At 59.1% G+C, this 26,433-nt stretch carries 27 protein-coding genes; 6 read left to right on the top strand and 21 right to left on the bottom strand.

What is annotated here, in order from left to right; translation table 11 throughout:
• Window positions 1–67 precede the first annotated feature (67 nt).
• From M9Q49_RS22220 to M9Q49_RS22210, 3 genes are read right to left on the bottom strand one after another with little or no spacing between them, the layout of a single operon-like run.
• Window positions 68–931: a hypothetical protein gene (locus tag M9Q49_RS22220; RefSeq protein WP_254511028.1), complete on the bottom strand. Its 864-nt coding sequence runs from the start codon at window positions 929–931 to the stop codon at window positions 68–70.
• Complete coding sequence (locus M9Q49_RS22215) at window positions 928–2,082, bottom strand: DUF3592 domain-containing protein (protein WP_254511027.1); 1,155 nt, start codon at window positions 2,080–2,082, stop codon at window positions 928–930. The genes M9Q49_RS22220 and M9Q49_RS22215 overlap by 4 nt, the downstream gene beginning before the upstream one ends.
• Before the next feature lie 6 nt (window positions 2,083–2,088).
• Window positions 2,089–3,534, bottom strand: coding sequence for a hypothetical protein (locus tag M9Q49_RS22210; RefSeq protein WP_254511026.1), 1,446 nt, complete (start codon window positions 3,532–3,534; stop codon window positions 2,089–2,091).
• A 71-nt stretch (window positions 3,535–3,605) separates the two neighbouring features.
• Here M9Q49_RS22210 and M9Q49_RS22205 point away from each other — a divergent pair, with 71 nt between their 5' ends.
• Both M9Q49_RS22205 and M9Q49_RS22200 read left to right on the top strand, forming a co-directional pair.
• Window positions 3,606–4,376, top strand: coding sequence for an SDR family NAD(P)-dependent oxidoreductase (locus M9Q49_RS22205; RefSeq protein WP_254511025.1), 771 nt, complete (start codon window positions 3,606–3,608; stop codon window positions 4,374–4,376).
• A 352-nt stretch (window positions 4,377–4,728) separates the two neighbouring features.
• Entirely contained in the window at window positions 4,729–4,941 is a 213-nt protein-coding gene (locus tag M9Q49_RS22200; protein WP_254511023.1) for a hypothetical protein, read from the top strand.
• 27 nt (window positions 4,942–4,968) lie between these two features.
• Here the strand turns inward: M9Q49_RS22200 and tsaD are convergent, their stop codons facing one another.
• The 15 genes from tsaD to M9Q49_RS22125 all read right to left on the bottom strand — a co-directional run bounded on the left by tsaD (window position 4,969) and on the right by M9Q49_RS22125 (window position 18,511).
• Window positions 4,969–6,015, bottom strand: a complete 1,047-nt coding sequence (gene tsaD, locus M9Q49_RS22195; protein ID WP_254511022.1) for a tRNA (adenosine(37)-N6)-threonylcarbamoyltransferase complex transferase subunit TsaD — start codon at window positions 6,013–6,015, stop codon at window positions 4,969–4,971.
• On the bottom strand, window positions 6,012–7,394 hold the full coding sequence (locus M9Q49_RS22190) for a S41 family peptidase (protein WP_254511021.1): 1,383 nt from the start codon (window positions 7,392–7,394) through the stop codon (window positions 6,012–6,014). Before M9Q49_RS22190 ends, tsaD begins: the two co-directional genes overlap by 4 nt.
• A gap of 126 nt (window positions 7,395–7,520) precedes the next feature.
• The gene (gene recQ / locus M9Q49_RS22185; RefSeq protein ID WP_254511020.1) at window positions 7,521–9,719 is read right to left on the bottom strand and encodes a DNA helicase RecQ; all 2,199 of its coding nucleotides are present in this window, start codon (window positions 9,717–9,719) and stop codon (window positions 7,521–7,523) included.
• A 31-nt stretch (window positions 9,720–9,750) separates the two neighbouring features.
• Window positions 9,751–10,122 carry a hypothetical protein gene (locus M9Q49_RS22180; protein ID WP_254511019.1) on the bottom strand — a complete coding sequence of 124 codons (372 nt, stop codon included), beginning with the start codon at window positions 10,120–10,122 and terminating at the stop codon, window positions 9,751–9,753.
• On the bottom strand, window positions 10,119–10,559 hold the full coding sequence (locus M9Q49_RS22175; protein WP_254511018.1) for a hypothetical protein: 441 nt from the start codon (window positions 10,557–10,559) through the stop codon (window positions 10,119–10,121). Before M9Q49_RS22175 ends, M9Q49_RS22180 begins: the two co-directional genes overlap by 4 nt.
• 63 nt (window positions 10,560–10,622) lie before the next feature.
• Entirely contained in the window at window positions 10,623–10,973 is a 351-nt protein-coding gene (locus M9Q49_RS22170; protein ID WP_254511017.1) for a type II toxin-antitoxin system PemK/MazF family toxin, read from the bottom strand.
• A complete protein-coding gene (locus M9Q49_RS22165; protein WP_254511016.1) occupies window positions 10,970–11,233 on the bottom strand; it encodes a hypothetical protein in 264 nt (87 codons plus the stop codon). The genes M9Q49_RS22170 and M9Q49_RS22165 overlap by 4 nt, the downstream gene beginning before the upstream one ends.
• Before the next feature lie 36 nt (window positions 11,234–11,269).
• Window positions 11,270–11,788, bottom strand: coding sequence for a tRNA adenosine(34) deaminase TadA (gene tadA / locus M9Q49_RS22160; RefSeq protein ID WP_261365084.1), 519 nt, complete (start codon window positions 11,786–11,788; stop codon window positions 11,270–11,272).
• Between the two features lie 13 nt (window positions 11,789–11,801).
• On the bottom strand, window positions 11,802–12,593 hold the full coding sequence (locus M9Q49_RS22155) for a hypothetical protein (RefSeq protein WP_254511015.1): 792 nt from the start codon (window positions 12,591–12,593) through the stop codon (window positions 11,802–11,804).
• 6 nt (window positions 12,594–12,599) lie between these two features.
• The gene (locus M9Q49_RS22150) at window positions 12,600–12,878 is read right to left on the bottom strand and encodes a hypothetical protein (protein WP_254511014.1); all 279 of its coding nucleotides are present in this window, start codon (window positions 12,876–12,878) and stop codon (window positions 12,600–12,602) included.
• Window positions 12,879–12,900: 22 nt separating this feature from the next.
• Window positions 12,901–13,896 carry a DUF1559 domain-containing protein gene (locus M9Q49_RS22145; protein WP_254511013.1) on the bottom strand — a complete coding sequence of 332 codons (996 nt, stop codon included), beginning with the start codon at window positions 13,894–13,896 and terminating at the stop codon, window positions 12,901–12,903.
• A 222-nt stretch (window positions 13,897–14,118) separates the two neighbouring features.
• Window positions 14,119–15,528 (bottom strand): hypothetical protein, encoded by a 1,410-nt coding sequence (locus tag M9Q49_RS22140; protein ID WP_254511012.1) that lies wholly within the window; start codon window positions 15,526–15,528, stop codon window positions 14,119–14,121.
• Window positions 15,529–15,592: 64 nt separating this feature from the next.
• Window positions 15,593–16,006, bottom strand: coding sequence for a hypothetical protein (locus M9Q49_RS22135; protein WP_254511011.1), 414 nt, complete (start codon window positions 16,004–16,006; stop codon window positions 15,593–15,595).
• 42 nt (window positions 16,007–16,048) lie between these two features.
• The gene (locus M9Q49_RS22130; RefSeq protein ID WP_254511010.1) at window positions 16,049–16,978 is read right to left on the bottom strand and encodes a DUF1559 domain-containing protein; all 930 of its coding nucleotides are present in this window, start codon (window positions 16,976–16,978) and stop codon (window positions 16,049–16,051) included.
• A 144-nt stretch (window positions 16,979–17,122) separates the two neighbouring features.
• A complete protein-coding gene (locus tag M9Q49_RS22125) occupies window positions 17,123–18,511 on the bottom strand; it encodes a dicarboxylate/amino acid:cation symporter (protein WP_254511009.1) in 1,389 nt (462 codons plus the stop codon).
• A 178-nt stretch (window positions 18,512–18,689) separates the two neighbouring features.
• Here M9Q49_RS22125 and M9Q49_RS22120 point away from each other — a divergent pair, with 178 nt between their 5' ends.
• Together M9Q49_RS22120 and metF are read left to right on the top strand one after the other, a co-directional pair.
• Window positions 18,690–19,676: an AAA family ATPase gene (locus tag M9Q49_RS22120; protein WP_254511880.1), complete on the top strand. Its 987-nt coding sequence runs from the start codon at window positions 18,690–18,692 to the stop codon at window positions 19,674–19,676.
• A 103-nt stretch (window positions 19,677–19,779) separates the two neighbouring features.
• Window positions 19,780–20,634: a methylenetetrahydrofolate reductase [NAD(P)H] gene (gene metF, locus M9Q49_RS22115; protein WP_254511008.1), complete on the top strand. Its 855-nt coding sequence runs from the start codon at window positions 19,780–19,782 to the stop codon at window positions 20,632–20,634.
• A gap of 19 nt (window positions 20,635–20,653) precedes the next feature.
• Here metF and M9Q49_RS22110 read toward each other — a convergent pair whose 3' ends face one another.
• From M9Q49_RS22110 to M9Q49_RS22100, 3 genes are all read right to left on the bottom strand, one after another.
• Window positions 20,654–20,815, bottom strand: coding sequence for a hypothetical protein (locus tag M9Q49_RS22110; protein ID WP_254511007.1), 162 nt, complete (start codon window positions 20,813–20,815; stop codon window positions 20,654–20,656).
• A gap of 211 nt (window positions 20,816–21,026) precedes the next feature.
• On the bottom strand, window positions 21,027–22,340 hold the full coding sequence (nusA, locus tag M9Q49_RS22105) for a transcription termination factor NusA (protein WP_254511006.1): 1,314 nt from the start codon (window positions 22,338–22,340) through the stop codon (window positions 21,027–21,029).
• Between the two features lie 31 nt (window positions 22,341–22,371).
• Window positions 22,372–23,202, bottom strand: a complete 831-nt coding sequence (locus M9Q49_RS22100; RefSeq protein ID WP_254511005.1) for an ABC transporter ATP-binding protein — start codon at window positions 23,200–23,202, stop codon at window positions 22,372–22,374.
• 483 nt (window positions 23,203–23,685) lie between these two features.
• On the opposite strand from M9Q49_RS22100, the gene M9Q49_RS22095 reads away from it, so the two are divergent.
• Window positions 23,686–24,957: a hypothetical protein gene (locus M9Q49_RS22095; RefSeq protein ID WP_254511004.1), complete on the top strand. Its 1,272-nt coding sequence runs from the start codon at window positions 23,686–23,688 to the stop codon at window positions 24,955–24,957.
• Window positions 24,958–25,084: 127 nt separating this feature from the next.
• Window positions 25,085–26,275: a sulfatase family protein gene (locus M9Q49_RS22090; protein ID WP_254511003.1), complete on the top strand. Its 1,191-nt coding sequence runs from the start codon at window positions 25,085–25,087 to the stop codon at window positions 26,273–26,275.
• The last annotated feature ends 158 nt before the right edge of the window (window positions 26,276–26,433 follow it).

Genomic DNA, 26,433 nt, shown 5'->3' with positions numbered 1-26,433 from the left:
CGAAAACGGGTCCACTTAATCGCCCAGCACCAGGTTGGGTGGCGGGTCGTCAAGTCTCGCCCCGGTTTCACCGCCGTCGCGACTTTCTCATTCGTCTGCGTTGTCGCCGAAATGTTCTGCGGGTGAGCACCGGATAGAACCAGTGCAGCTTCGCCCGCTCTGTAAGTAGCAATAGTCGAGCGCGATTGCCCATCAGTAATGCTGCCGCGGCGGCGGTGAGCAACGCATAGCGAACGTTCCGATACTCAGCACTTTCGGTGCCGCTGCTCAGGCTATTGATCAGAAACAGCAAGAGTAAGGCCAGACCGCCGCTGGCGCTGATCCAGAACGACCAGCTGAGGAGGCGAACCTCTTCCGTCAGCATCCGCTTGCTCGGCGTGAACGGTGGCAACGTCGCAAGCCAATCGCCATGCACGCCGCCGATCCAAATCTTGCCGTCGAACAGTTTTTGCACCGTGAGTGTCGAGCGCTGATGGAGTTGTACGGCAGCACCGCAGATCAGCACTAAGATCGATACGGCCAGCGATAGTTGCGGGATCCACTCCCAATCAAAGCTGTTGTGGAGCAGCACCCAGGCCGCGTAAGTGGCCATGAGCATTGCCGCGCCGATCCACAAGAGTCGCACGCCCCACTTCGATTGCACGATCGTTCGCCAGCGTGGCGTCAAAGGCAACGGCAGCTCAAAATGAATCCGCGTCTCCTGTTTATGGCCGCTAGTGACCACATACTTCGTCCGCGCGAACCGCCGTGGCTCCGCCTGCAACAGTTTCAACTCCGCATACCCGGGCGAATGGCAGGTCAGCGAGACCAGCGAGAACGGCGGCTCGACGAGTTCATTCGACTTCACACACCGCCGCGGAAAATGATGCCCGGCCAGGTCGATGACCAGCGCGTTGCCGTCTCGCCAAACGCCATCGCGATCGGGAATCATACGCGGGCCAGCCGCTCATCAAGCTGCGCTTGCAGGCCGGCTTTGCGAGCTCGGGCCGCCATCCCGTAGATCGTCGCTAACAGCGCAATCGCGCTCACGATCGATGCCATGACGATCCACACGATCTCGCCATTGGTCAAACCGCGCTCGATGCGATTGTCATTGGGATCGGCTGGATTGTAGAACACCGTGATCTTCGTTCCCGGTGGTTTGCCTTGCAGGTTATTCCGCGCAGCCGCTTCCGACGTTTCTTTTTGCTGGCCTTCGCCGCTGTACGGCCTGTTGTTGACCTGAAAGTTGAAGTGGAAATCGATCGTCCACCATTCGCTCCGCCGGCCGCGTCGCGAAGTGCTGTGGTGGTGCATCTCGGCGTGCTGAATCGAGGCTTCCGCCTCGGGCCAACTTTGGCTGGCCATACCTTTGCTGTATCCCAGCAGCGCCATCGGTCCGCAAACAAGCGTCGCCAGGCCAAACCCGATCGCCGTGGCGAACGATAACCACTGCGAAGACACCGCCCGCTGCAAATCCCGCTGCAGCAGCCCCGTGCTCGCGACATAAACGGGCAGCCGCGCCAGCCAATCGGCATGCACGCCGGTGAGCCAGACTTTGCGATCGGCGAGGCGTTTGATGGCGAGCACATGACTCGTGCGCAGCGCCATCTGCGTAAACCCAACGACCATGCCGATGATGCCGAGCAACACGCCGATCAGCAGCCCGAGAAAAATCGCTGCTTGATTCGGTTGGTTCCAAACGTACAAGCCGGCGAAGCAAGCAACGGTCCATACGACGAAAAAAATCGCAGTGTAGAGTGGCCAACTCGACCGCAGCCGCGCGGCCTGCGTCGGAGCGAGCGGCACACCGAGCTGCACCGTGACATTGTTCCCCTTGCTCTCGCGAATCGTCGGCAACTGATTCGTCGAAGCAACGACCAGACCGCGAATCAGATTCAATTCTTCGGCCAGCACGTTGTACGTCAGCAGTTTGATCAACGCATGAGCGCCGCTGATCGGCACATCGGTCTTCAAGCAGCGATCGGGAAATTGATGGTCGCCCAGCTCCACAACCAGCTGCTTGCCGTCGCGAAACAGCCCCGTAGACGGCATTTCCGTGGGTTTGACGAACTCCGACTGCTGGTAGAAATCTTGTGACATGGACCGTTAGCGTTCTGATGCCGGAATGTGAATCGCCGCGAAGGAAGTCAAACCAAAGCCGATCGGCTTCATTTTCTCCGGGCGAATTCTATCACCAGGATGGCCGTTGAAATTGACATACAGCGTGCTGCCGTCGGCGCTCAATTTAATGCCATACGTGCCGCCCGGAACATACTCGAACTCGCGATCGAGCGTCGGCGCTAAAAAGGCGATCACCTTTTGCTGTCGCGTCGCGATTTCATACTGAATCACCGGCGTGCCGTCGTTCCAAGCCTTGCCGTGCGCGCCCGGCAGGTAATAAACAAAGCGTTCGTCAGGTGAAAGTTCGCAAACGGCAACATAAGAACCGGCGAGCCAATCGTGGCCGATAATCTCAAGGTCATCTTTCTTCGTGTCATAACGAAACAGCTGCGTGTTCTTGTACGTGATGCCGAAGATCTGGCCATCCTTGGTCTCGCGCGTCGTCGCGCGCATGCCGGGCGAGTCCTTGAAGACGGACTTCGTGGGCGAGATCGCTTTGCTGGCGACGCTCAGCTTCATCAGCGGCGCGTCTTCGCCGACGAGATCACCGTTAAACAGAATCGAGCCGTCGTTGAGCAAGGCAAAATTGCGATTGAAACCGACGCTTTTATCTTCGCCCTGAAAGATCGGTTTGCCGCTCTGCAGATCGAGGCACCAGAGAGCATTTCCTTCGCCGGCTTCGAGATTGCACCACCACACGTTGCGCTGCAGATCGAGAATCGACGTTGCCGTGCAACGCCGCGGCGGCAGACTGGCGAACACCTTCGTTGTACCCGTCGCCGGATCGAAGCGGTACAACTGCCCGCCCGGTAGGCCTTCGTGAAAACCGTACGCCTTCAGCTGTTTCTTCGGATTTTCGGCAACGGGCGGCAGCTTCGCGCGATTGCCGTCGTTCAGCGTGCAACAGAAATAAATGCCGCCGTCGGGCCCTTCGTCGATTTTCGCATGAATCTTCGACCAGGCCGGTTGTCCTGCCTTCGGCGGAATGACTTTGTTCATATCGACGACCTGCTTGAGCGTCGCCGTCGCCGGATCCCAGCGATAAATAAAGCAGCGAGCATCACCGCCAATGTCGTCGCCATGATCGCCGATGCCCACGTACACGCTGCCATCTTTCGCCCGGCAGATGTCGCCCCACGATGACCACAGCCGGCGCGTCGCTGCTTTTTCGCCAAGCTCGTCGTGAAGAACCAGCTGAACTTTCGGCGGCGTCTTGGCCACGCTGAATTTCGCCGAGCCTTCTTTCGCGGCGAGCTCGGCGACGTTTTTTGGCACTTCGAGAAACGATTTGTCTTCGATCGTCACGACACCCTTCACCGCCCCCTTCAGTGGCGGCGGCCAGGCGATTTCGTCTTGAGCGCGGCTCGCTGCAGTGAACGTGAAGCAAGCAATGAGGATTAGGAAGCTGAGGCGGGCGAAGGAGAGAGGCATCGGCTAGAATCCTCGAGGTGGGAAGGAAGGCGGCGCAATCTCATCGCAATTTCAGCCGGAGTCGACGTTCGATGCAAGTAAATAATCAGACATTCCTGATCACCGGTGGCGCTTCGGGATTGGGCCAGGCTTGTGCGCGGCGACTGGTGCAGCACGGCGGCAACGTGGTGATCGCCGATCTGAATGCAACGGCAGGAAATGCGCTGGTTGCGGAGCTCGGCGAATCGCACGCTGCCTTTCATGCAACTGATGTGACCTCGGCCGAGAGTGGCCAAGCCGCGGTTGATCTCGCGGTGCAGCGCTTCGGCGGTTTGCAGGGCTTGATCAATTGCGCTGGCATTCTTGGCGCGAGTCGCGTGCTGGGCAAAGAGGGTCCACACGATTTGAATCTCTTCCGCCGCGTGATCGAAGTGAATCTGATCGGCACATTCAACATGATCCGCCTAGCCGCCGTCGCGATGAGCCGCGGCACGCCAAACGCCGAAGGAGAACGCGGCGTGATTGTGTGCACGGCCTCGGTCGCCGTCGAAGATGGCCAGATCGGCCAGGCCGCTTACGCCGCATCGAAGGGTGGCGTAGCTTCGATGACACTGCCGATCGCCCGCGAGCTCGGCAAGCAAGGGATCCGCATCGTCTCGGTCGCGCCCGGCGTCTTCGAAACGGCCATGATGCAAGCGGCTCCTACCGCCGTCCGCGATTCCCTCGCCGCGCAAATTCCGTTCCCCTCGCGCTTCGGCCGGCCCGAAGAGTTCGCGCAGTTCGTGCAACAGATCTTTGAAAACCCCTACTTCAACGGCAGCGTTGTCCGCCTCGACGGCGCCATTCGCATGGGCGCGAAGTAAGCGTCGTGGATAGCATCGATTGCTTCAGCAATCGATGTCGCGCCAGCGAAAATAGGCATAGCGTGCGGTGAGGTGGTTTGCTGTGTGGTCGCCTATCCGGTTGATGTCCGGCAACGGCGGCAGGTCAATGGCGACAGGATGCCTCCAGTCGCTGTGCGACATTGGTTGCTGAAGCAACCAATGCTATCCGCCGTTGATTGGCAATCAGGCCGCAACGTTTATCTGAGCGGCATCTCTTACCAGCGCTCTACAGGCAGCAACTTCTCCAGTCGCGTAATCGCCAACCGACCGCCGGTTCGATGACATTCAGGCCACGGTGCATTCAAGGACGAAGCAACCCGGAGCATGACCGATGAACGGTGCTGAATCGACGGAAAATGCGGCCCTGCGCCACTCTCTGCTGGCCGAGCTCGATGCCAAGCAGGACGAAGTGCTGGCAGCGCTCGATGCCCTGAACGATCAAATCGAAGCCGTTCTCAAATCGGCAATCCCGCAAGACAAGCTGGCCGAACCGACGCTAGCTCCGGCGCCGGTGGAAGAAATTCCGCTCAAGAAAGCGGCTTAGCATTCTTTTGCGGCTCTGGCTGACGCGCTACTCGCGCACCAGACCTGGCAGCACATCGAGTTCCAGGTCGGCTAGTTGGCCCGCCTGGAACATCTCCCAGGCGATAGCCCCCATCACGGCGTTGTCGGTGCAGAGAGCTGGCGGCGCGATGTGGAGTTCTACTCGCAGTCGCGCAGTTTCCTGCTGCAGTCGTTCGCGGAGCAAGCGATTGGCTGCCACTCCGCCGCCGACGCACAACCGCTTGAGCCGCGTTTGTTTTAGCGCCTCGAGCGTCTTCTCGACGATGCTCTCGACCACGGCGAATTGAAAGCTGGCCGCAATGTCGCTGACCTGCTGCGGCGACAACGGCGGTGGCCCGGCGACCGGCTGACCTGGTCCCCAGATTTCGTAGCGCACGGCGGTCTTCAAGCCGGAGAAGCTGAAGTTGAGCCGGTGCTTCTGATTGGCGAGGCCGCGCGGAAAACGATAGGCCTTGGGATTGCCGCTCTCGGCTGCTTTCGAAATCGACGGACCACCCGGATACGACAGGCCGAGGAGCGTGGCGACTTTATCGAAGGCTTCGCCGGCGGCGTCGTCGATCGTGCCGCCCAGCGACTCAAAATTCGTCGGCGAATGGCAGTGATACAAGCTGGTGTGACCGCCGCTCACGATCAAACCGAGGCAAGGAAAAATCTCCTTGGCCGCTGCCAGGCGACAGGCGTAAATGTGCGCATGCAAGTGATTGAGGGCGACCAGCGGCTTGTCGAGCGCGACGGCCAGTGCCTTTGCCGCCGAAACACCCACCAGCAAAGAACCTGCGAGGCCTGGTGTATGCGCGACTGCAATCAGATCGAGCTGAGCCGGTTCGATTGCGGCCCGCTGTAACGCTTCATCGATCACCGGCAACAGCCGTTCGACATGCGCTCGCGCGGCGATCTCGGGCACGACACCGGCATAGCGACGGTGTAGTTCTTCCTGCGATGCCACGACCGACGACAACACCTGCAAGTCGTCGCTGATCACAGCGGCGGCAGTTTCATCGCAGGTTGTTTCGATCGCGAGCAGATACTTCGAGTCGGATCCAGGCAACGTCATTTGGCCGCTGCCTGCTTTGCCGCGAGCACTTTCGCGGCCTTGTCGACGAGATATTCCTTGGCTTTCTGCAATGGCTGATCGACATACGGCTCAACGGGTGGCTCTTGCGCCATCGGCGGCCGCGGCTTGGCGACCTTGATCACATCGCGCTGCCGGCGATCTTCGAGCCAACGGCTGTCGTCGTCCTTCGAGGTCTTCACTTCAAAGCCTTCGTTCGGCGATACGCCCCATTCTTCGCTTTCCTTGGCTCCTTCCTGGCGATGGATGTTCTTGCCGCTCGGCCGCAAGTAACCCGCCGTGGTGAGCTTCAGTGCGCTCTTGCCTTGTTCAAGCTCAACGATGTTTTGCACGCTTCCTTTGCCCCAGCTTCGTTCGCCGATGACGATCGCGCGGTCGTGATCCTGCAGGCAAGCCGCGACGATTTCGCTGGCGCTCGCGCTGTAATGATTCACCAGCACCACCATCGGTACTTCGCTGAAGGTCCCTTCTTTTTTCGCCTTCCACAATCGCTCGGGAGCATTACGGCCGGCGGTGCTGACGATTTTGCCTTCTTCGACAAACAGATCGCACACGTCGATGCCGGTGCTCAGCAGGCCGCCAGGATTGAATCGCAAATCGAGAATCAGTCCTTTCATGTCTGCGGCGGTCAGTTCGCTCAGCACGCTCCGCAGTTCATCGGCAGTGTGCCGGCCGAAATTGGTGATGCGGATGTAGGCGATCTTTTTGTCGCCATCAAGCATGTAGTCCCAGTTGAAGTCGTCCTTGCGATGATCACCGAGCACGCTATCGACGCGGATTAGGTCGCGCTTGACCTCCAGCTCTGCGACTTTATTGTCGGCGATGTGTTGCACTTTCACCTTCACGGCGGTGCCGATCTTGCCCTTCATCCGCTTCACGGCATCGTCGAGCGTGATTCCCTTGGTCGACTGCCCTTCGATCTCGAGGATGATGTCGCCGCCACGAATGCCTGCGTTGTAAGCCGGCGTGCGAAAGATCGGGCTGATGACGGTCAGTTCGCCCGACTCGACCGAGACCGTGATGCCAATGCCGCCGAACTCGTTCTCGACGCTGCTGCGGAATTTTTCGAGCTCGTTTGGCGGGATGTACTGCGAGTAGGGATCGAGCTTCGTCAGCATTCCCTTGATGGCTGCTTCGAGCAGTTCGCGGCGATCGATCTCTTTGACGTAGTTTCGTTCGACCTGGTCGAGCGAATCGGTGAAGAGCTTGATGAGTTCGTAATCGAGGGCTTCCTTTTCAGGCTTGGCTGCCGGCTTCGCTTCGGTTTTGGCGTCGGACTTCGTTTCTTGCGCGGAGAGCGGAGCCAGCAAGCCGCTGATAAAACAGCAGAGCAACAATCCGCGAACGGTAGCCAGCGACATGCAAGCGGTCCTTATGTGCGATCCGGTCGGCCGGGAGTAGATCGATCCCTCGTCCGATTTAGTATAGGTAGGGGCTCGGGCGGGAACAATTGTTGGGCGAGCGTGTTACGAAGATGTGACCGGCCGTCACTCGGCTTGGGCCTGTTGATTTCGCCAGCAGGCGAGTGCGGGGCGAATCTGGTCGTAGGAAACGCGGCCGTTGAGCTTGTCAAAGATCGGCTTGAGCCGCTCTGCACCGACTTCGTTGGCGGCTGCACAAATAGCGGCAAAGGTTTCGCCATCGATCCAAGGTTCGGGCGACATATAACCTTCGTCGGCAAGGAACTCGGTCAGGTAGTCGTTCACCGTCGAAGTCGCCCTCCCCAGCTGCTCTGCGACTTCGGCCAGCGATTTCCCTTCGCGAAACAGCGGCGCAGCGGCGGTTTTGGTGCCCGAGTTCTTCGACGACTCGCGCAGTGCTTCCACGGCTTGCTGCTCGCGGGATTTTGCGAAAACGGTAACATCGGTACTAAGCCCGTGCTCGCTAGCGTAGCGAGCAATCTCGGCGAGAAAGCGTTCGCCGTAGTGCTTCGCGCGATGCTCACCCACGCCGTGGGCCAGGCGGAAATGAGCGTCCGAAGTCGGCCGACGGCGCGAAAGGTCCTGCAGCGTCACATCGGTAAACACGACATACGGCGGCACCTTTTGCTCCTCGGCAATCTGCCGCCGCAGGATCCGTAGTGCTTCGAACAGCCCGGCGTCCATTCCTTCGGAGAAGTCTTTTTTCTTCGGCGTGTCCTTCGTCGCTTCGACCTTCTTATCCGTCGCCAATAGTCGCGGCGTCCGTTGGCCGCGGAGAACTTCTCGGCCGGTCGCGGTGACCTTCAGCACGCGATACTCTCCCTCGCGAGCAATAAAATCCTGGCCGCAGAGTTGCTCGATCCACTCGCGAACCGTTGTTTTGCGATGCTCCTTCAGCAGACCATAGGTGGAGAGTTGATCGTGATTGTTTTCTAAAATCCGCTGCTCCTTCGAGCCGACCAAGACCTGCGCCACATAGTCACCGCCGAAGTTTTCGTTGACGCGCACCACGCAGGAGAGGATCTTCTGCGCGACGATCATCGCATCGGGGAGCACTTCTTGTTGATCGAGACAGACATCGCACGCGCCGCAATTCTCGCCTTCATAAGTCTGGCCGAAGTGTTCGACGAGCGCGCGATGGCGGCAAACCACCGACGTGCAAAAGCCTTCCATGCCGCGGAGGTTGCGTTCGAGTTGCACGCGGGCATCGCCGGTGACCTGGTCGTTGAGCTTGCGCCAGATCATGAAATCGTTGCCGCCGTGTAGCAGGACGCATTCCGAATCGAGGCCGTCGCGCCCCGCGCGGCCGGTCTCTTGCTGATAGTGCTCAAGCGATTTCGGAGCGCCGGTATGCATCACAAACCGGACGTTCGATTTGTCGATACCCATGCCGAAGGCGACCGTGGCGACAACGACGTCGACTTGTTCGTTGAGGAATGCATCTTGATTGCGATGACGGTCTTCATCGGACAATCCCGCGTGATAAGCGGCCGCTCGGAAGCCGGCGGCTTGGAGCGATTGCGTGAGGGAGTCGACCTCTTTGCGCGAGATGCAATAGATGATGCCAGCTTCACCCTTGTGGCGTTCGAGCACATCGTGAATCTGCGCGCCGCTCTTCTCGCGGCGGAGCACGCGGTAGATCAAGTTGGGCCGGTCGAAATTGCCGACGAGATATTCCGTGTCGCGCAGGGCCAGTTGCTTGGCAATGTCGCCGCGCACGTGCTCCGTCGCCGTCGCGGTGTAACCATGCACGCCGATGCCGGGAAAACGCTCGCGCAGTTCGCCGAGCATTCGATACTCAGGCCGAAAATCATGGCCCCAGGCGCTGATGCAGTGTGCTTCGTCGATGGCGATGAACGAAACTTTGCGTTCCTGCAAAAAGCTCAGCATCCGTTCAGTGCAGAGTCGCTCGGGCGCGACGTACAGCAGCTTCAAGTTGCCGCCGCGAATCTCATTGGCAATCCGCTGTCGCTCGGCAGGATCGAGCGCGCTATGCACAGCCGCAGCCGCAATGCCGCTCTCGCGCAGGCCATCAACCTGATCTTTCATGAGCGAAATGAGCGGCGACACAATCACCGCCAGGCCATCCATCAGAATGGCCGGCACCTGATAGCAAAGACTCTTGCCACCGCCAGTCGGCAGCACCACCACCGAGTCGCGGTGTTCGAGCACCGCTTCCATCGCCTCGCGCTGGAGCGGCCGAAAAGTGCTATAGCCCCAGTGCTTTTGCAGGACTTCGAGCATGCTGGATTCGGCGATGGGCATGCAAATCAATATAACATCGCGCCTATCGGCGCTAAGGCACTTTCTTCGCTTGAATGAGGTAGCGAGGCTGCTTCTCAACGATCTCAACTTGCTCGCCGAAGAGTTGTTCGAAAGCCTCCTTCGCGTTGTTGGCTTGGATCGATCGAGTCACCAAGGTCTTTGGCGACAGGCCCAGGGGTTGCAGGCTCCGCCAATCGATGTCGACGTCGCGGCTATACATGGCAGACAAAAAGTAGGCTGCCTGGCTCACCGGCGAGTTGAAGATTTCGAGCGGCCGATCGGCAGCGCTCGCTGCGCGAATATCGCTGGAAATCAATAGCGACCGTCGCCATTCCCAACCAATCAAGCCGAGCAAAATCAGCGTCACGAAAATCCAGCAGCGGTCACGAAACTCAAGTTTCATGGCGTGCTCCTGCGCTTGAAGATCTGTCGCCGAGTTTCCCAGCCGGACTTTGGCGGGCCGTCTCGTTTTGGATCGCGACCGCGCAAGCGAATGCCCTGATCGGTTCCTTCGATCACAACCAAGTTATAGAAGACCCGCTCCACAACCCAGGGGAGCGAAGCATCCACCAGGTTTTGCGTGACTTTGCTGTTTAGGTCCAGACCGGTCGCTTCTGTGACACTTGGCCAGTCGACTTCGATTTTCACGCCGTGGCTGGCTTCGAGCTGTGCCAGCAACTCGGGCATCGGCATGTCGATGATCTCAAGCGGCGGAGCAGCCGAGCGATAATAGCGCGCCTCCATGCTGAGGCGTTGCGTGTGAACTCTCATTCGCCAAAAAGTGCAAACGAGCGCAATGACAAAGATCAGCCAAAAGACGTCGCGCAGTCGGAATGTCACGTGCCAGCCTCCGCCCCAACGGCAATCATACTGCGAGTGTGCGGGCCGGAATACTAAAAGGCTTTAGATTTCCAAGGCGATGCGGAGGGCTGCTTCTACGCGAGTCATCAATGTTGCAGGCAACTGGCCGATGGCGGTGACAATCAGGTTCTGATCATAGGTCAGCAGATTTTCGCATTGAATCATTGAGTTTTGCCGCAGCCCCGTAGCTTGTCCGTCCGCTGTCGCCAAGTCGACGAGGATTTGGGTTGCCGAAGCGCGATGCGTCGAACGGCTGATCGAGGCCAGAATAGTATCGTCGATGCGCTGATTCAAAGAATCGCTCTGTACGACGACTGCGGGGCGAACCTTGCTTCCCGTGCCATCGCTGAAGGGAAAATCGACCAGCACGATTTGTCCGCGCGCAACTCTCATGACTTGCTGCGGGGATCGAGGTCGTCGTAGATGTTCATGGCCGGGTCGTCCCAGCCTGCCCGACGACCAAACTGTTGCAAATGCTGCTGACGTTCCTGCGCACTCGGTGGGTCCGCTTCAAACAGCGATTTAAAGCGTTCGTAGACATCGGCCGGCAACAAAACAAACGCCGCCTGATCCACGGGAACGCTCACATGCACCGGATAGTTGCCATCCTGCTTGATGCTGGCCCACTGATCGTCGGTTAGTTGAATGTTCATCATCACCTCTTTGGCTAATTCATTATAGCCAGCGTCTTACTTCTTCCCCAACCGCCGCTGTGCCTGAAAGAACCGCGACAGGATCTCGCCGCAGGGCGGAGCCATAATGCCGGGGATGATTTGGCAGCGGTGATTCAGTCGCGTGTCGCTCAGCAGGTGATAGAGCGTGTTGACCGCGCCGGCTTTGGGATCGGTCGCGCCGTAAACGACCTGCGGAATGCGCGACTGCAGGATGCCGCCGCTGCACATGATGCAGGGTTCGAGCGTGACGTAGAGCGTGCAACCTTCGAGCCGCCAATCGCCTAGCGATTCTGCCGCTTGGGTGATGGCGATCATCTCGGCGTGGGCGGTGGGATCTTTGAGTTGTTCGCGCTGGTTGTGGGCCGAGGCGATGACGCGCGAGCCTTGCACGATGATCGCGCCGACGGGGACTTCGTTTTCGGCGAGGGCTTGTTCCGCTTCGGCGAGGGCCATCCGCATGAAGCGTTCGTGGCTGATCGGCAGTTCGGGCAGTTCTTCCTCGAAGTCGCCAAAGTCAGTGGGCAGATCGATCATCACTTTGCTTTTCTTAGTCTTTTTTCTCGGTCTTCGCGGGCGAGTTCTTAGCTTCGATCCGCAATAGCTCGGCGTGGATGCGGGCAACGTCCCACATGTAATGGCCGATCTTGTGTTGCTCGGCGAGCGTGATGTGCTTCTTTGCCAGGTCGCGTTTGTCAGCGGCTTGATACCACAAACCGAGATAAAGGTGAGCGTAGAAGTTTCGCTTGTTCAGTTCATCCTTCGGTGGACTGCCGGCTTCGATCGCTTTGAGCAAATCATCGGGCTGCAGTTTGCCGCGATAGAGATCGTAGATCTGCATCATCGGCACGCGACGATCTTCTTCGATCGGCAACATGTTCTTCTGGGCCGCAGCGACGCCGTCCTTCGCGGCGACGCACAGATAGCGCCATGCCGAATTTTCTACGTCCTGATTGTGGTAGGTCTGATAGAGCTCGAACTGCTTCGCCCCCTTTTCGTATTCACCGGCATAGTAGTATGAGATGCCGCGCTCCCATTGCCGCGATGCAGCCGCTGGCTCGAGTTCGACGTACTTATCGAGATCGGCCACCGATTTTTTCACATTGCCGACGCAAAAGTTTTCGCGGCCACGCAGGTAGAAAGCGTTGGCGTTCTTGGGGTCTTCTCGCAGCAAAGCATCCAGGAGATCGATGGCTTGCTGATGATTGTTGTTTTGAATGGCGCGCACGGCCTGGGTCTGCAGCTCGAGGCGCGATTCGTCGGTCTGCGCGCGGCACACTGTCGGTAATCCGGCAGCAGCCGCCAGCAATATGGCTGCAAACAAACAGCATGGACGCAGCATGAGGACCTATCTCTTCGGCGGGGTGTAACGCAGCTTCTCTCCACTGGGCAGTGTATCAAGTGGCGCGCTGTCTGTTGCCGGTGTGGGATTTCTGAGGAACTGCTGACGGACGGGAGTGCCGGAAGGACTGACCGTGGGAGCCTGCATGATGACTTTGCCCGTGGCGGTATCGCGGATTTCGCCGACAGGCCCTGGACCAGGCGGGCTTTCGGGAATCTTGGAGCCGCAACCTACTGCAATTGAGAGGCAGAGAGACGCGAGAGTGAAGCGAATTGTGGATGACATGAGCTGGATCCTGTACGCGACCTCAAGGATCGAGCTTGGTGAGTCTGCCGTCGGCGATGCTCGCGGCGTCGAAGTAGTTGTAGAGATCGATGCCCATACTGACCGGCCGCACCGAGCCGTCGGCTAATGCAAACAGCACCACGCGGGGATGCTCCGAGCTGAAGCTGCTCCACGACTTGCCGCGCAGGCCTTGGTAGTTGGCCAGATATCCCACGCCCATCCAAGTGAAACCGTATTGCCGCGAGCTGGCGCTGGGAGTCGGTTTGCCGCCGATGGCTTCGCCGAACAGCAGCGTGTTGCTGTTGCCGTCGGTGATGTCGCTCATGCGCGTATTGCTGCGATTATAAAAAACGCCGCGATAGTTTTCCCAGCCAGGGATATCAGCGCCGAGGCCGCCGCAGCCGACGTAATTGGTACGGCCCAACGTTCGACCGGCCGGATCAGGCATCGCGTATTGGAAATAGACGATGGCAGTTGGCGAAGGACCGGCGGGCTGCGTTTCGACCGGATACTGCATCACGATCGTGTTGTCGGCCTGATGTTCGTAGGGATTGGTCGAAGGGCAGACGAGCACCTTGGTCTTCATGCGGGCTGCGTCGAGGGTCGAAGAATCATTGGCCCAGAAGGACTCACGTTGGTCGTAACCGAGCTTGCGATGAATCATATTCGCCGCGCCTTGTTGCTCGATGTAAGGGAGCAACGACGCGATGGCCCCAATGCATTGATCGTTGTCCAGATCAACGCCCGTGGCCGGGAGCGTGGGGAGTGTGCCGAGCGTGCCTGCCGGAAACCTGCCGAAGGTATCGTGAAAATTGTGCGAGCTAAGGGCGACTTGTTTCAGGTTATTGGTGCACTGCGAACGGCGGGCGGCTTCGCGGGCGGCTTGGACTGCCGGCAGCAAGAGTGCGACCAGGGCGCCGATGATGGCAATCACCACCAGGAGTTCAACCAGGGTGAAAGCGCGAGCTGCCAGTCGCGGTCGATGCGCAAAGGTTCGGGGACTGGCAGCAAATCGCATTGTTGCACGCCTCCGGCGCGTTTCTGGGCCGCAGCAACCTGCGGCGCTCATTCGGGTGGATGCTTTACTTGGGCGGACCCAGTGGGAGGGAGTTTTCTCCTGGCGGCGAAACTCCAAGGGACACACTTTTAGTGTAACGACGGGAATCCGGTCGTTCCAATCGAACGAGCTGGAAATAGGCTTACTTTGGCAGAGATCTGGGAAATTTGTAATTATTTTGCGTCATTTCGCATCCCGCCACGGCGCGACGAACCCCAGATCTCGCATTTGCGGCTCGGCGAGATCGCCACCCTGGTCGACCTTGTCCTTACCGATCGAATAGACCTTAAATTCGCTGTCGGTAACGACCATTCGCAGCGGCTGGCCGTCGAAAGGGTCGGTGGGAACGGCCGTGAGAAACTCCGGCACGAGCTGACTCAGCTGCTGGGGCCAAACTCGATTGGCCCGGCGAAAGCGGAGGGCGGCGATGGCAGTCGCGGCGGATTGCAAGCTGGCGTCGGTGCGGGCTGCAGCTTGCACGCCGGTTCCGAGGGCCGGCGTGTAGAGGAGTGACTGCATGTGAACGACTCGCTTCACCGGGTGAGCGGCGATTAGCTTCACTTCGCTATCGGTTTCTGCTCCTGCTTCAATGGCTTTCAGCAGCGACTCGTCGGTGGCAACTTCCATTTGACGGAAGATGCGCAGCGTGAGAGCTGCATCATGCGGGCGCGGCGGCTGACGACTGGCAAAACGCTCGAGATCGGCACGGGTCAGCGTTGGCGAACCAATTTTGTTCAGCGGCAACGTACTCGCCGTGTAAGCCATTGCGCGTTCGCCTTGCAGCCCTTGTCGCCAGGACTGCTGACCGTCGAACTGCTGCAACGCAGTTTGCAGGCGGAGCAAATCGGCGTCGCTCACGTCGGCGTGCTGCAGCGTGTCGGCCAGCATGCGCAGCGCCACGCCTTGCAACGCACAACGAACGAGCTGCGAAATGATGATCGGCTCGTTGGCCAGCGTGTCGCTGAGGGCGAGCACTTCCAGAATTCGCTTGACCGCTTCGGCCGGAAGGTTGCGATGCAGATCGACATGACATTGCAACTGCAGCAGGCGCGCGGCGTGTCGCACTTGCTGCACGTGCGGGAGCTTCGCATTCATGCCCTGTGTCAGATCGACGGGATAGCGCACCGTGAATGGACGGTTCGGCAATGTGGCTACGAAATCGCGCATTGCTTGATGTTTGCCCAGATACGCTTCGACCTCGTCCAGTTGTGGCCAGTCTTTTCCCGGCGACGGCGGACTGGCGCCATTCCCCACAATCGGCAACGCAGCGGCCAGCGTTTGCAACTGTCGATCGTCGGCGATGGCCAACAATTTCAGCAGTTCTGCAGTCACGTCTTCGCGCTGCGGATCGAGTCGATAAGAGTCTTCGAGATCGAGCGAGGTAAGGGGCACGCCACGCTCGCGAACGTACTTCAGCTCGGTCGCCAAGGCGCGACGCGCCTGCCTCATTTCGACCTGATACCAGACGCCCAGCCCGAGAATGATCAGCACAAGCAGGAGCGCCGGAATGCCCAGGCAGCCGATCATTGCGCGACGACTTGCCGTCGCGTTTTTTTCAGGCGTCGCTCGATCGCTTTCGGAAGAGGAGGTCATGATGGCAACCGCAACGAAATCTGTTGCTAATCTGGGGTTGCCGTCATTCTAAGCTGGCTGGGAGCTACTTCGCATCGCTCTTTAATTCGAGCGGCGGCAGTTGCGTGTTGGCATTGGTGATTTCCACCTTCAGCGGGCTCTTGGTGCGATCCATATAGATGACCGGCACGAGCTCGTTCACCTGGCCCATGGCTGGCATTTCGGTCTTGCTGACCAGCACCACGTAGCTCCCCGGCTTGATCGGATTATTCGAGCTTCCTTTTTCGGAAATTCGAAAGTTGCCGGCCGAGTCGGTCGTTTGCGAATACATTCCCAGCACATCGTTGCCGCTGGCAATCAATTGCACTGAAGCTCCCGCCAGCGGTTGGCCGTCGAGCAGCACCTTGCCCGAAACGGCCGAGGGAACACCTTTGCCGCAACCAGTGAGAGTGACAATACAGACCAGGAGTGGGAGCGCAAACTGAGCAGGCTTCATCATGTTGCTGATCGAGAACTCAAATGGGGAGAGGTAAAGACCGTATTAGAAGTCGCCAGGAATCGGATTGCCATCCTGCGGATCGCACAGGTAGGCCCAAGTGGTGGCGGCGATCGAGCCGTTAATGCCACGCACGCTGCCATCGCCCATGCCGATGTTCATCACGCCCGGATGCGACGATTGGCCGCCTGAAGTGGAGTCGTTGGCCACCGTGTAAATGACGGCCACTTGGAACTTCGGGCACGGGGCATAGCCGGCCGTCGTGCTGTTGCTCGAGCCGGGAGCGCGGCAGATCTGCGGGCTCCAGCGATTTTCGGAATTGGCCCACAAGCACGACAGCGGAGTGGTGCCGTACCAGCTGTAGCGTTCTCCAATGAAGACCAGATTCGAAGTGCCATCGGTGAAGGTCGCCATCTTCGAGGCGCCTTCTTGCGTACCAGTCATCGGATCGCCGAAAGCCAGATAGTTCGCGCCGTAATTGCTCAACGCGTGAGTTGCATCGGGGCCGGCGGGATTGCCATAGTTGCGCTGCAAACCAGGGCTGCGATCGGATGGGCAACGATAGGCCTTCAGCTGATAGTTGTAAACGAGCTTACCGTTGTAGGTGCTATCCATGCCGCCGCCCGCGCCAACCGCACCGTTGTACAAGTTGCTCTGCTCGATAAATGGCAGGATGTGAAAGAACCACGAACCGGCCAGTCCCTTGAACGGACCTTCACGAGAAACGCGGCCGTTCCAAGCATTGCCGGCAGCACCAGCCGGCGGAAACACGAGATAGGTGTCGTGCAAATTGTGCGAAGCGAGCACGAGTTGCTTCACGTTGTTGCTGCATTGCATGCGGCGAGCCGATTCGCGGGCGGCCTGCACGGCAGGAAGCAAGAGAGCCACGAGTACGCCGATGATGGCAATCACCACCAGCAACTCAACCAACGTAAACCCCATCGGCCTGTTAGGCCGGATCGTCGCCCGTTGCATGTAGCCCCCAGTTCCTTTAGATACGGCGCGTGATGAGAAAGAGAGTGCGCCGCTTGTCTAGCAAATAATATCGATTACTGCGCAAATGGTTCGGTATTGTCGGTGGAATTATTCAGGTTGCGGTAAGTCGCAAGCAGGCGACGGTCATTCCTGGGGAGGCATGCCCTGCTGTTGGCCAGCGTCGAGAAGAATAGCCACTTGCAGATCTCCCATCACGTTCACCGCCGAGCGGAGACGTGCGATGATGAAGTCGATGCTGTATACGATCGGCAGAGCGTAATTCACCACTTCATCGGGGAGCTGCGCTGCTTTTAGCACCAAGGTGAGAATAATCAAGCCGGAGTTGGGAATGCCGGCGATGCCCATACTGCCGGCCAGCGCAGCGAGCAAAATGGTGATCTGCTGGGCAATGGTCAGCTCCATTCCGGCAGCCTGCGCGATGAAGAGAGCAGTCATCGCTTCATAAAGCGTGATGCCATCGTTGTTGAAGTTCGTGCCGACACAGGCGCTCAAGCGGGCCGAAGATTCGCTGACCTGCAAACGTTCAAGCGCTTGCAATGTGAGAGGAGCAGTCGCCAGACTACTGTTGAGCGAAAAGCCAGTGAGGATCGCGCCGATCCCCTCGCTGAAGTACCGCAGCGGGCTCTTCCCACCAATCAGCCAAGCCGTGAGCGGATAGTAAATGAAGGCATGAATGCTGAGCGCGACTGTTGTGGTAAGGAAGAACACTCCCACCTGCTTGAAGGCCTTCAAGCCTGTCGAACCGACCACGCCTGCCACGGCAAAGCAGATGGCATACGGCGCCAGTTCGATCAGCCACATCAGCATTTTGATGATGATCTGATAGATGGCCACGATTAGATGCTCGAAGACAACGAGCGAAGGCAGGAGCTCTGGATCGTCGGCATGCTTCAGCGAACGAAGAGCCGCTCCGATCAAGATCGCGAGCACGGCCACCGTCAACACCATGTTCTCGCTGAACGGCTGCAGCACGCTTTTGGGAATGTACGACTTCAAAATCTCCAGGGGCGAGAGCGAGACTTTCTTGGCGTCATCGCTGATGCTGGGGCCTTTGCCAGGCTGAGCCTTTTCACTCGCGGCGGTTTTGTCTTTTTCCTTCTCTTTGTCTTTCTCTTTTTGCAGCGCTTCCGTTAGATCTTTTCGCCAACTCAGGCCCGGTTTGAAGACATTAAGAATCAACAGTCCCACCGCAAATGCAAAAGCGATGTTTACCGCGCAAACGACGAACATCTTCAACCCTTGTGCGCCGCTGATCTGCGTTTTGACAAAGGCTTCGATCACCGCAAAGAAAATCAGCGGCGTGGCGAGCGCGGTGAGGAGTTGGATATAGAGCTTGGCGATTTCACCGAGATGCGCCGTCGTCCAGCCGTAGCGAATGTCGCGGTCGCCGGCATAAAAGCCGATGATCGCTCCCAGCGTGACGCCGAGCACCACGCGCACGGGAAGCGGCCACCCCAGCGGCGACCAGCTGAACGACGACTTCGGCTCGGGTTTTGGCGGACATTCATTCAACTGCAGGGTTCCTTGATTGCCCAAAGCTATCAGCCCACGCTGTCGGTGTCAGCATGGTTGCCGTTGTCGCCATCGGGCATCACCCCTAAAATCGACTGTTCAGCCACCCCAGGGCCACACCTCGAATGGACTCCCCAAAGCCAGAACTATGAGCGATAAACCGAGAAGCTTGGGGGAAATGCTGCAGGATTTTGCTCGCCATCGCTTGGTGATGCACCAGGAATTGCAGCGGGTGATCGTCGGTCAGAACGACGTCATCGAGCAGCTCTTCGCGGCCATCTTCACCCGCGGCCATTGCCTGCTCGAAGGCGTTCCGGGCCTCGCCAAAACCTTGATGGTGAGCACGCTGGCCAAGATTCTCGACGTCGGCTTCAAGCGGATTCAATTCACGCCCGACTTGATGCCTAGCGACATCACCGGCACGAACGTGCTTGAGGAAGACGAAGCCGGCAAGCGAAACTTCCGCTTCGTCGAAGGGCCCGTCTTCACCAACATTCTGCTGGCCGACGAAATCAACCGTACGCCGCCGAAAACGCAGGCCGCGTTGCTGCAGGCCATGCAAGAACGGGAAATCACCGTCGGCCGCACGACCTACGATCTGCCCGAGCCGTTCTTCGTCATCGCGACGCAGAACCCGATCGATCAGGAAGGAACATACCCGCTGCCGGAAGCCCAACTCGACCGCTTCATGTTCAACATCAAGGTCGGTTATCCGAACCTGGAAGAAGAAGAGCGGATTCTGTCGTCGACGACTCGGCAGGAAAAAATCGAGGTCAAAAAGATCCTTAACGCCCGGCAGATCGTGCAGGTCCAAAAGCTGGTCGCCGCCGTCGCCGTCAGCCCGCACATCATCAAATACACGGCCCGGCTGGTGCGCGCCACTCGGCCCAAGGACGAAACAGCGCCGAAGTTCGTCAAAGAACTTGTCGACTGGGGCGCTGGTCCCCGCGCCGGTCAGAATCTGATCAACGGCGGCAGAGCCGTCGCTGCCATGGAAGGGCGTTTCAGCGTGGCTTTTGAAGACATCCGCAAAATCGCGGTTCCCGTGCTCCGCCATCGCATCAGCACCAATTTTCAGGCACAGGCCGAAGGGATGACCAACGAAGACATCATCCAGAAGCTGATCAAGGAAGTTCGCGAGCCGGAGATCGAGAAGTTTGCGTAGCTCCCCCTGCCGACGCTGCCAGCATCGGCCACAACTGGGTACACTGTGAGGAAAGATAACTTCCTCTTCACCGACGCTGGCGACGCCCAGCACGATTCGCTCCATGACTTTCTATCCAGCCAAAAATTTCACGCTCTCGTTCGAGCTGTTTCCTCCCAAGACCGCGGCGGCCGAAGCGGCCATGTATGAAAACGTCGAACACCTGATGGCGTTCGGGCCCGACGTAATCACCTGCACCTACGGCGCTGGTGGCAGCACGCAAAAGAAAACGCTGGAGATCACCAGCGAAGTGAAACGCCGCTTCGGCGTGCGAGTAGCTTCGCACCTGACGTGCGTCGGCTCGACGGTGGATCAGCTGCGCGAGTACTTGAAAGAAGCCAGTGGCCGCGGCGTCGACAATATCGTGGCCCTCCGTGGCGATCCACCAAAGGGTCAGGAGACGTTCAAGCCAGTCGACGGCGGCTTGCGCTATGCCAACGAACTGCTGGCGCTCGTCAAAGGCGAGTTTCCCAGCTACGGCGTGGCCGTGGCCGGTTATCCAGAGACACACCAGGAAGCGCCGAGCTTCGAGGTCGATCTGCAGAACCTGCAACGCAAAGTCGCCGCCGGCGCCGATTGCATCATCACGCAGCTGTTCTACGACAACGCCGATTTCTTCCGCTTCCGCGACGCCTGCACCGCCCTCGGCATCCGCGTGCCGATCATTCCAGGCATTCTGCCGGTGACCAACCTCGGCCAGATTCAGCGGATCACGTCACTCTGCAAAGCTCGCCTGCCGGAAGCGTTCATCGCCAAGCTGAGTGAAAAAGACGACGCCGATTGGCAGTTCCAAGTCGGCGTCGAGTTCGCCACGCAGCAAGTGCAAGAGCTTATCGACCGCGGCATCCCCGGGGTGCACTTCTACGTGCTGAACAAATCCCCGGCGACTTCGGCAGTGCTGAAGGCCGTGCGCGTGTAGAGTCCGGTGAAGCGAGCAGCTACTCGCTGCTGCCTAGCGCACCCGAAGCGATCGTGAACAACCCGATCCCGCAAAGAATGACCGGATAGAAAAACAGCCGGTTCGCCATCAGGCCCAAAACCAGCCACAACAGCCCGCCAACGACCATCAACAGGCCGGCACCCATCTTACCCCAGTTCATGCGCAATCTCCCTGCGAATTAGTGCTGAAATAACCGCAAGGGGGTGATTCTAACAATGGCCGTTATGTCGTGCTAGCATTTTTGTAATGCGGGGCGCGTAAGGGCTCAGCATGCCGGGACAGGCACAGAATTACCGCGTAAGAAAGGAGCGAGGAAGCTCCTCACCCCAACCTCTCCCCGGAATATCGGGGCGAGGGAGTTTCAGAATTGACTACTCAGCAGCCGGCGGGGCTGGTGGTGGTTCTTCAGCCTTGGGCGCCGGTGGCGGCTTGGGAGCGTTCTTCGGCGGCTGCTTCCGATTTCCCTTTGCGTCGCGGGCGCCACTTTCGATTTCTTCGAGCCGCTTGCGGGCCTTCTCGACTTCGGCCGCTTTGTTGGCCGTGGCGGCCAGGTCTTCGGCTTGCTTGACGATCTTGTCGACTTGCTCTTCGTCGAGACCGCCCATTTCCATCAGGGCATCGGGCTCGATCACTTCGAGATCGTCGTACGACAGGTAGCCCTGTTCGACGAGCCGCGAGGCCAACTCTTCGGTCATTCCTTCGATCTGCATGTAACCAGCGACGGCTCGGTCGATTTGCTGTTCGAGCTCGTCGTTGGTCATGATTTCGATGTCCCAGCCGCAGAGCTTACTGGCCAGGCGAACGTTTTGACCCTTGCGGCCGATGGCCAGCGAGAGCTGATCTTCGCGGACCAGCACAATCGCGCGGCCGATCATATCGCAGAGCAGAACTTGATCGACTTCGGCGGGCTTGAGGGCTTCGCGGATGAGCGTTTCCGGATCGTCGCTCCAGCGGATGATGTCGATCCGTTCGCCGGCGAGTTCATCAACGATGTTCTTGATGCGGTTGCCGCGGATACCAACGCAAGCGCCGACGCAATCGACGCGTTGGTCGGTGCTGCTGACGGCCACCTTGCTGCGGTGAGCCGGTTCGCGAGCGATGGCGTTGATCGAGATCACACCTTCGCTGACTTCGGGAATTTCTTGTTCGAACAAGCGCTGCACCAACTGCGGCCGAGTGCGGCTGAGGACAACCTTGACGCGCGAGCCTTGCGGCTTGACTTCAAAAATGATGGCGCGGACCCGTTCGCTGACATTGTGCGATTCGCCAGGGATTTGTTCCGAACGCGGCAGAATGGCTTCGACGTTGTTGGTGAGCGACACGATCGTGGCGCCACCTTCGACGCGGGTTACGGTGCCGATGACCATTTGGCCGATCTGCGTGCCGAATTCGCCGAGCAGCGCATCGCGTTCGGCTTCGCGGATCTTTTGAATGATGACTTGCTTGGCGGTCTGCGCGCCGATGCGGCCGCTGATTTCTTCGCCACCCATCGCTTCGCCGTTGTGCGTGCCCGACATCGCGCCGGTCGCGCGGTCGATGTGCAGCGTCACTTCGGCGGTTTCGCCGAAGCTCTTTTTAGCGGCGCTCACCAGAGCGGCTTCGATGGCTTGAAATACGACTTCCTTGTCGATGTTCTTTTCGCGATGGATCGAATCGACGATCCGCAGCATGTCAGCGGGATTCATATTTGTTTGCCTTCCCGAATTGTTCGAACGATCAGCCGCCTGAAGACGGTACTCCAACATTCCACCACCAGCCCGGCCGTTCCGTCAGCCGCAGCGGAGCGAACAACGCAGCGATCTGGTCCCCCGCCGGTTTTGCAAACACCTCGCGAGGATCACCAATCTGCCGCAACTGTCCACCGATCAGCACACCCACTCGATCCGCCACAGCCAAGGCCTCGGCCAGATCGTGCGTCACGTAAATTGCCGTTTGCTGTTGCTCTCGCAACTGCTGCTTCAACTCACGCACCAGCGTTTGCCGAACGGGCAAATCCAGGCTGGAAAAAGGTTCATCCATCAGCAGCAACTGCGGCTGGCGAACCAGCGCTCGCGCCACGGCCACTCGCTGTTGCTCACCGCCGGATAACTCCGCCGGTCGTCGCCCCAGCCAGGCCGTGATGCCTGCTTGCTCCGCCACCTCTCGCACGCGAGCGGCGATCTGCTGATTACTCAGCTCGCCCCGCGCTGCACTGCCTGAACCCCACCAACTTCGACTCGCCCGTTGCTGATCCAGAGCAAACGTTAGGTTCTGCTCGACGGTCAAATGGCCATACAAGCTGCCGTGCTGAAAGACGAAGGCTACGTTCCGCTCGCGGGGCGGCTGTTGAGTCACTTCGACTCCTCCCAGCAGCACCCTGCCCGCGGTCGGCTGCTCCAACCCTGCGATGATTCGCAGGAGAGTCGTTTTTCCCGAGCCGCTGGGCCCGAACAAAACGAGGAGTTCGCCATCCTTCACTTCCAAATCGACTGACTGAACCGCCTGCACCTCGCGAGTGGGCTTCGAAGCGAAAACCTTCGACACGCCAAGGAGTTGCAAGCTGGCCATACGCCGCGATTTACACCTGAATTTTTGCCTCAATCAACAAAAAAACGCGACCTACCCTATCGAGCAGCTCGCGCCGGTTAAAACGCTCGACTCAATGTACTAACCTGACGCGAAAACGATCCGCTTTGGTGAAGGCGCACGACCGTGCAGCCCTGCCAAATGCCTACATCTCCGTGTCAGCTAAAAATGTATCGGTGGGGGAAAAGAGTGTCAAGAACGGGCGGGCTGGCGTGGACTGCTTGGCCCGCTGGAGATTGCTGCAAAAGTCCTTAGATCTGTTGAGCGAATCGACACCGCCGTCGAAATCGTCGCAGCGAGTTAGCTGACCCAACTCGGCTACTATCGCAAACTCTCCGTTTGGAACTCGTTTGCTTCGCTTTTCGCGCAATTTGCCGCCCGGCACAGCCCTTGCTATTGGGAGCCGCTCGCCAGATCTGTGGTGTGCTTCAATCGCGCTGAAATGGTTCGCTATCGATACTTCCTATGCAGATTCTTCAGGACCGCGTCGGCTTTTTGTCGACTTTCTACAGCTTCCTCTTTCACACGACCCTGCTGGTCCTGGCCGCTATTTTCTTGCCCGCCATCGCCGACCGGCCTGCCGGTGAGGGGAGCGGGCCGTCGCTCGAAAGTCTATTCGGGGACGATTACGGCACGAATGTAAGTGTCGAGTTGACCAAGTTCGATAACGAGTCGCTGGGCGAAGCCGATTCCAATGTTTCCGAGCAGTTGGCCGACGCAGCTAATAGTATGGTCGATGCCGACGCGGCGGCCTCTGCCATTGCCAAGGATTCGGCCGATCTCGCCAGTGGTTTTTCTGACGACAAGGGCATTCAAGCGCTCGTATCGGGAGCTGGCGGCGGCATGGGAGGCGGCAGTGCGTTCGGCATCGGCCCGATGATTGGCTCCGGCCTTGCCCTGAGCGGCACCGGCACTGGCGGTTCCACGGGCAAGGGAAAAGGGCTGTTCGGCTCATCCTCAATGGGCATGGGCGGCAGTTCGGGAAGCGGCGGCGGAGGTGGCGGTCGCGGCTTGCTCGGCAGCTTTTACGATTTCAAACAAGACCGCAAACAGAACAAACTCAACTACGGCGGTTCGTTCGAAGAATACATCCGCAATGTGAACTCGATGGTCGCCAGCGACTTTGCCGAGACGATTACTTCGCGCTACTACAAAGCCGATACCCAGCTGTCGTACTCGCAGCTGATGATTCCCGCCAATACGAGCGCCAACGAAGGGCCCGCCGAATTCGACGTGGCCGGCAAGGTTGAGCCGCGCGGCTGGATGGTTCACTTCTCCGGGACGGTCATTCCGCCGGCCGCCGGCGAGTATCGCTTCGTCGGCTTCTTCGACGACATGCTCCTCGTCTACGTCAACAAGCAACCCGTGCTCGATGGCTCGTGGGTGCCCATGTGCAACGTCGGTACTGGCGGCAGCTACGATCAATCGCTGCGGCAGGATTTCGGCGGTCCGGGCGTCTCGGGCAATCGCACCGCCTACGCCGGCAAATGGTTCGGCGTGAAGGGGCCGACGCGCATCGACATTCTGATCGGCGAAACGCCCGGCGGTCTCGTCGGTGGATTGCTGATGTGCCAGTCGCGCACGGGGCAGTACGAAACCCGCTCCGACGGCACGCCGATTCTGCCGCTGTTTGCGACTTCGACGTCGGGCTCGACGCGTATCCGCCAGGATCCATTTGCCCAAGCCTATCGCCTGGCGCCGAAGCCGCCGATTTGGAAGCCAGTGGCGGCGAAGTAAGACGGTCACAGGTGCGCGGCGCGAACCATTTGCCTGCTGAAATTGTCCTGGCGAGTGCAATGAGTTGATGCCGCGACATTGCCCCTGAGCCACCAGCACTGCCTCGACGAGGCGGTATATTGACCGGATGAATTCTGTAAACAGCGCAATCGTTCTCGTCATCGATCGTCTCGGCGCCGGTTATCTCGGCCCCTATGGCAACACCTGGCTCGAAACGCCCGGGTTCAATCGGCTCGCCAGTCAGTCGCTGCTGTGCGAACATCTGCTGGCCAATTCGCCCGATTTGGCTATCGCTTACCGCAGCTATTGGCAGGGCGGCAATGAAACTACTTCACTGCCGCAACTCGCTCGCCTGGCCGGCTGTCATACGGTGCTGGTGACCGACGATGAAGCCATCGCGCAGTTGCCCGGTGCTGCCGATTTCGATGAGCTGCACCTGGTGAAACACGAACCGGCGAAACGCCCTGCCGAAGAAATCGAGCAGACGTCTTTCATCCGTCTGCTCGATGCGGCCCTCGCTCAACTCGAAGCCTGGAAGGAAACTGATCGGCCTCAATTGCTTTGGATTCATGCGCGAGCGATGAACGGCAGCTGGGATGCGCCGCTGGAACTTCGCCAGCAGTTTGCCGACGAAGATGATCCCACACCGTCGGAAAGTGTCGAACCGCCGCAACAGTTGCTCGCGAAAGATCACGACCCGGATGAGCTGTTGCAACTCGCTCACGCCTACGCCGGCCAGGTTTCGGTGATCGATAGCGGCTTACAAGCCATCCTGCATGCGATCGATGAGTTGCCGCAGCGCGACTCGCTCCTCTTCGCCGTGACTTCGCCGCGTGGTTATCCTCTCGGCGAACATCTTCGCTTAGGCGAATGCGACCAGGCTCTATACGGTGAGTTGTTGCACGTTCCCTGCTGTGTTCGTTTTCCGCACGGCGAAGGTGCGCTGCTACGCACGCAAGAACTGTGTCAGCCGGCCGATCTCTTCGCCACGCTCGCTGATGCGAACGGCTGGGCCACGGACGAGACAACGCAGTTGCAAAGCCTGCTGCGCATCGTGCGTGGCGAACCCGCCGTGAGTCGCGATGTGCTCCTCGCTGCCGCCGGTCAGCAGCAACTGGTGCGGACGTCGGCTTGGCAATTGCGAGTTGTGCAAAACGACGACGGCGAACAGTTCGAGCTCTACGCCAAGCCCGACGATCGCTGGGAATTCAACGACGTTGCCAGTCGGGCCGGCGACATCGCGCGGCAGCTGGCCGAACTGGCCAAGCAGCCTGTCAGTGGGGGGCTGGCAGAGGAGCTTACTTCGCCCTGGAGATAACGAAAATGGCTTGTAAATCGATGAATTCCTCGCGCGAACCGCGGCGAGCCGATTGACAAGTTTCTACCGACCGCTTCCATTAGCGGCGTCGCCTTTCGGCGCGTCTCGGGACCAGACAACTGCTGCCCAATCATTCACTTCGTTCATTGGGAGAAGTT

Origin of the sequence: Anatilimnocola floriformis, from assembly GCF_024256385.1 — a bacterium.
GTDB classification, from domain to species: domain Bacteria; phylum Planctomycetota; class Planctomycetia; order Pirellulales; family Pirellulaceae; genus Anatilimnocola; species Anatilimnocola floriformis.
The sequence above is the reverse complement of the archived record's forward strand: the minus strand, read 5'-3'. Positions and strand labels throughout refer to the sequence as shown.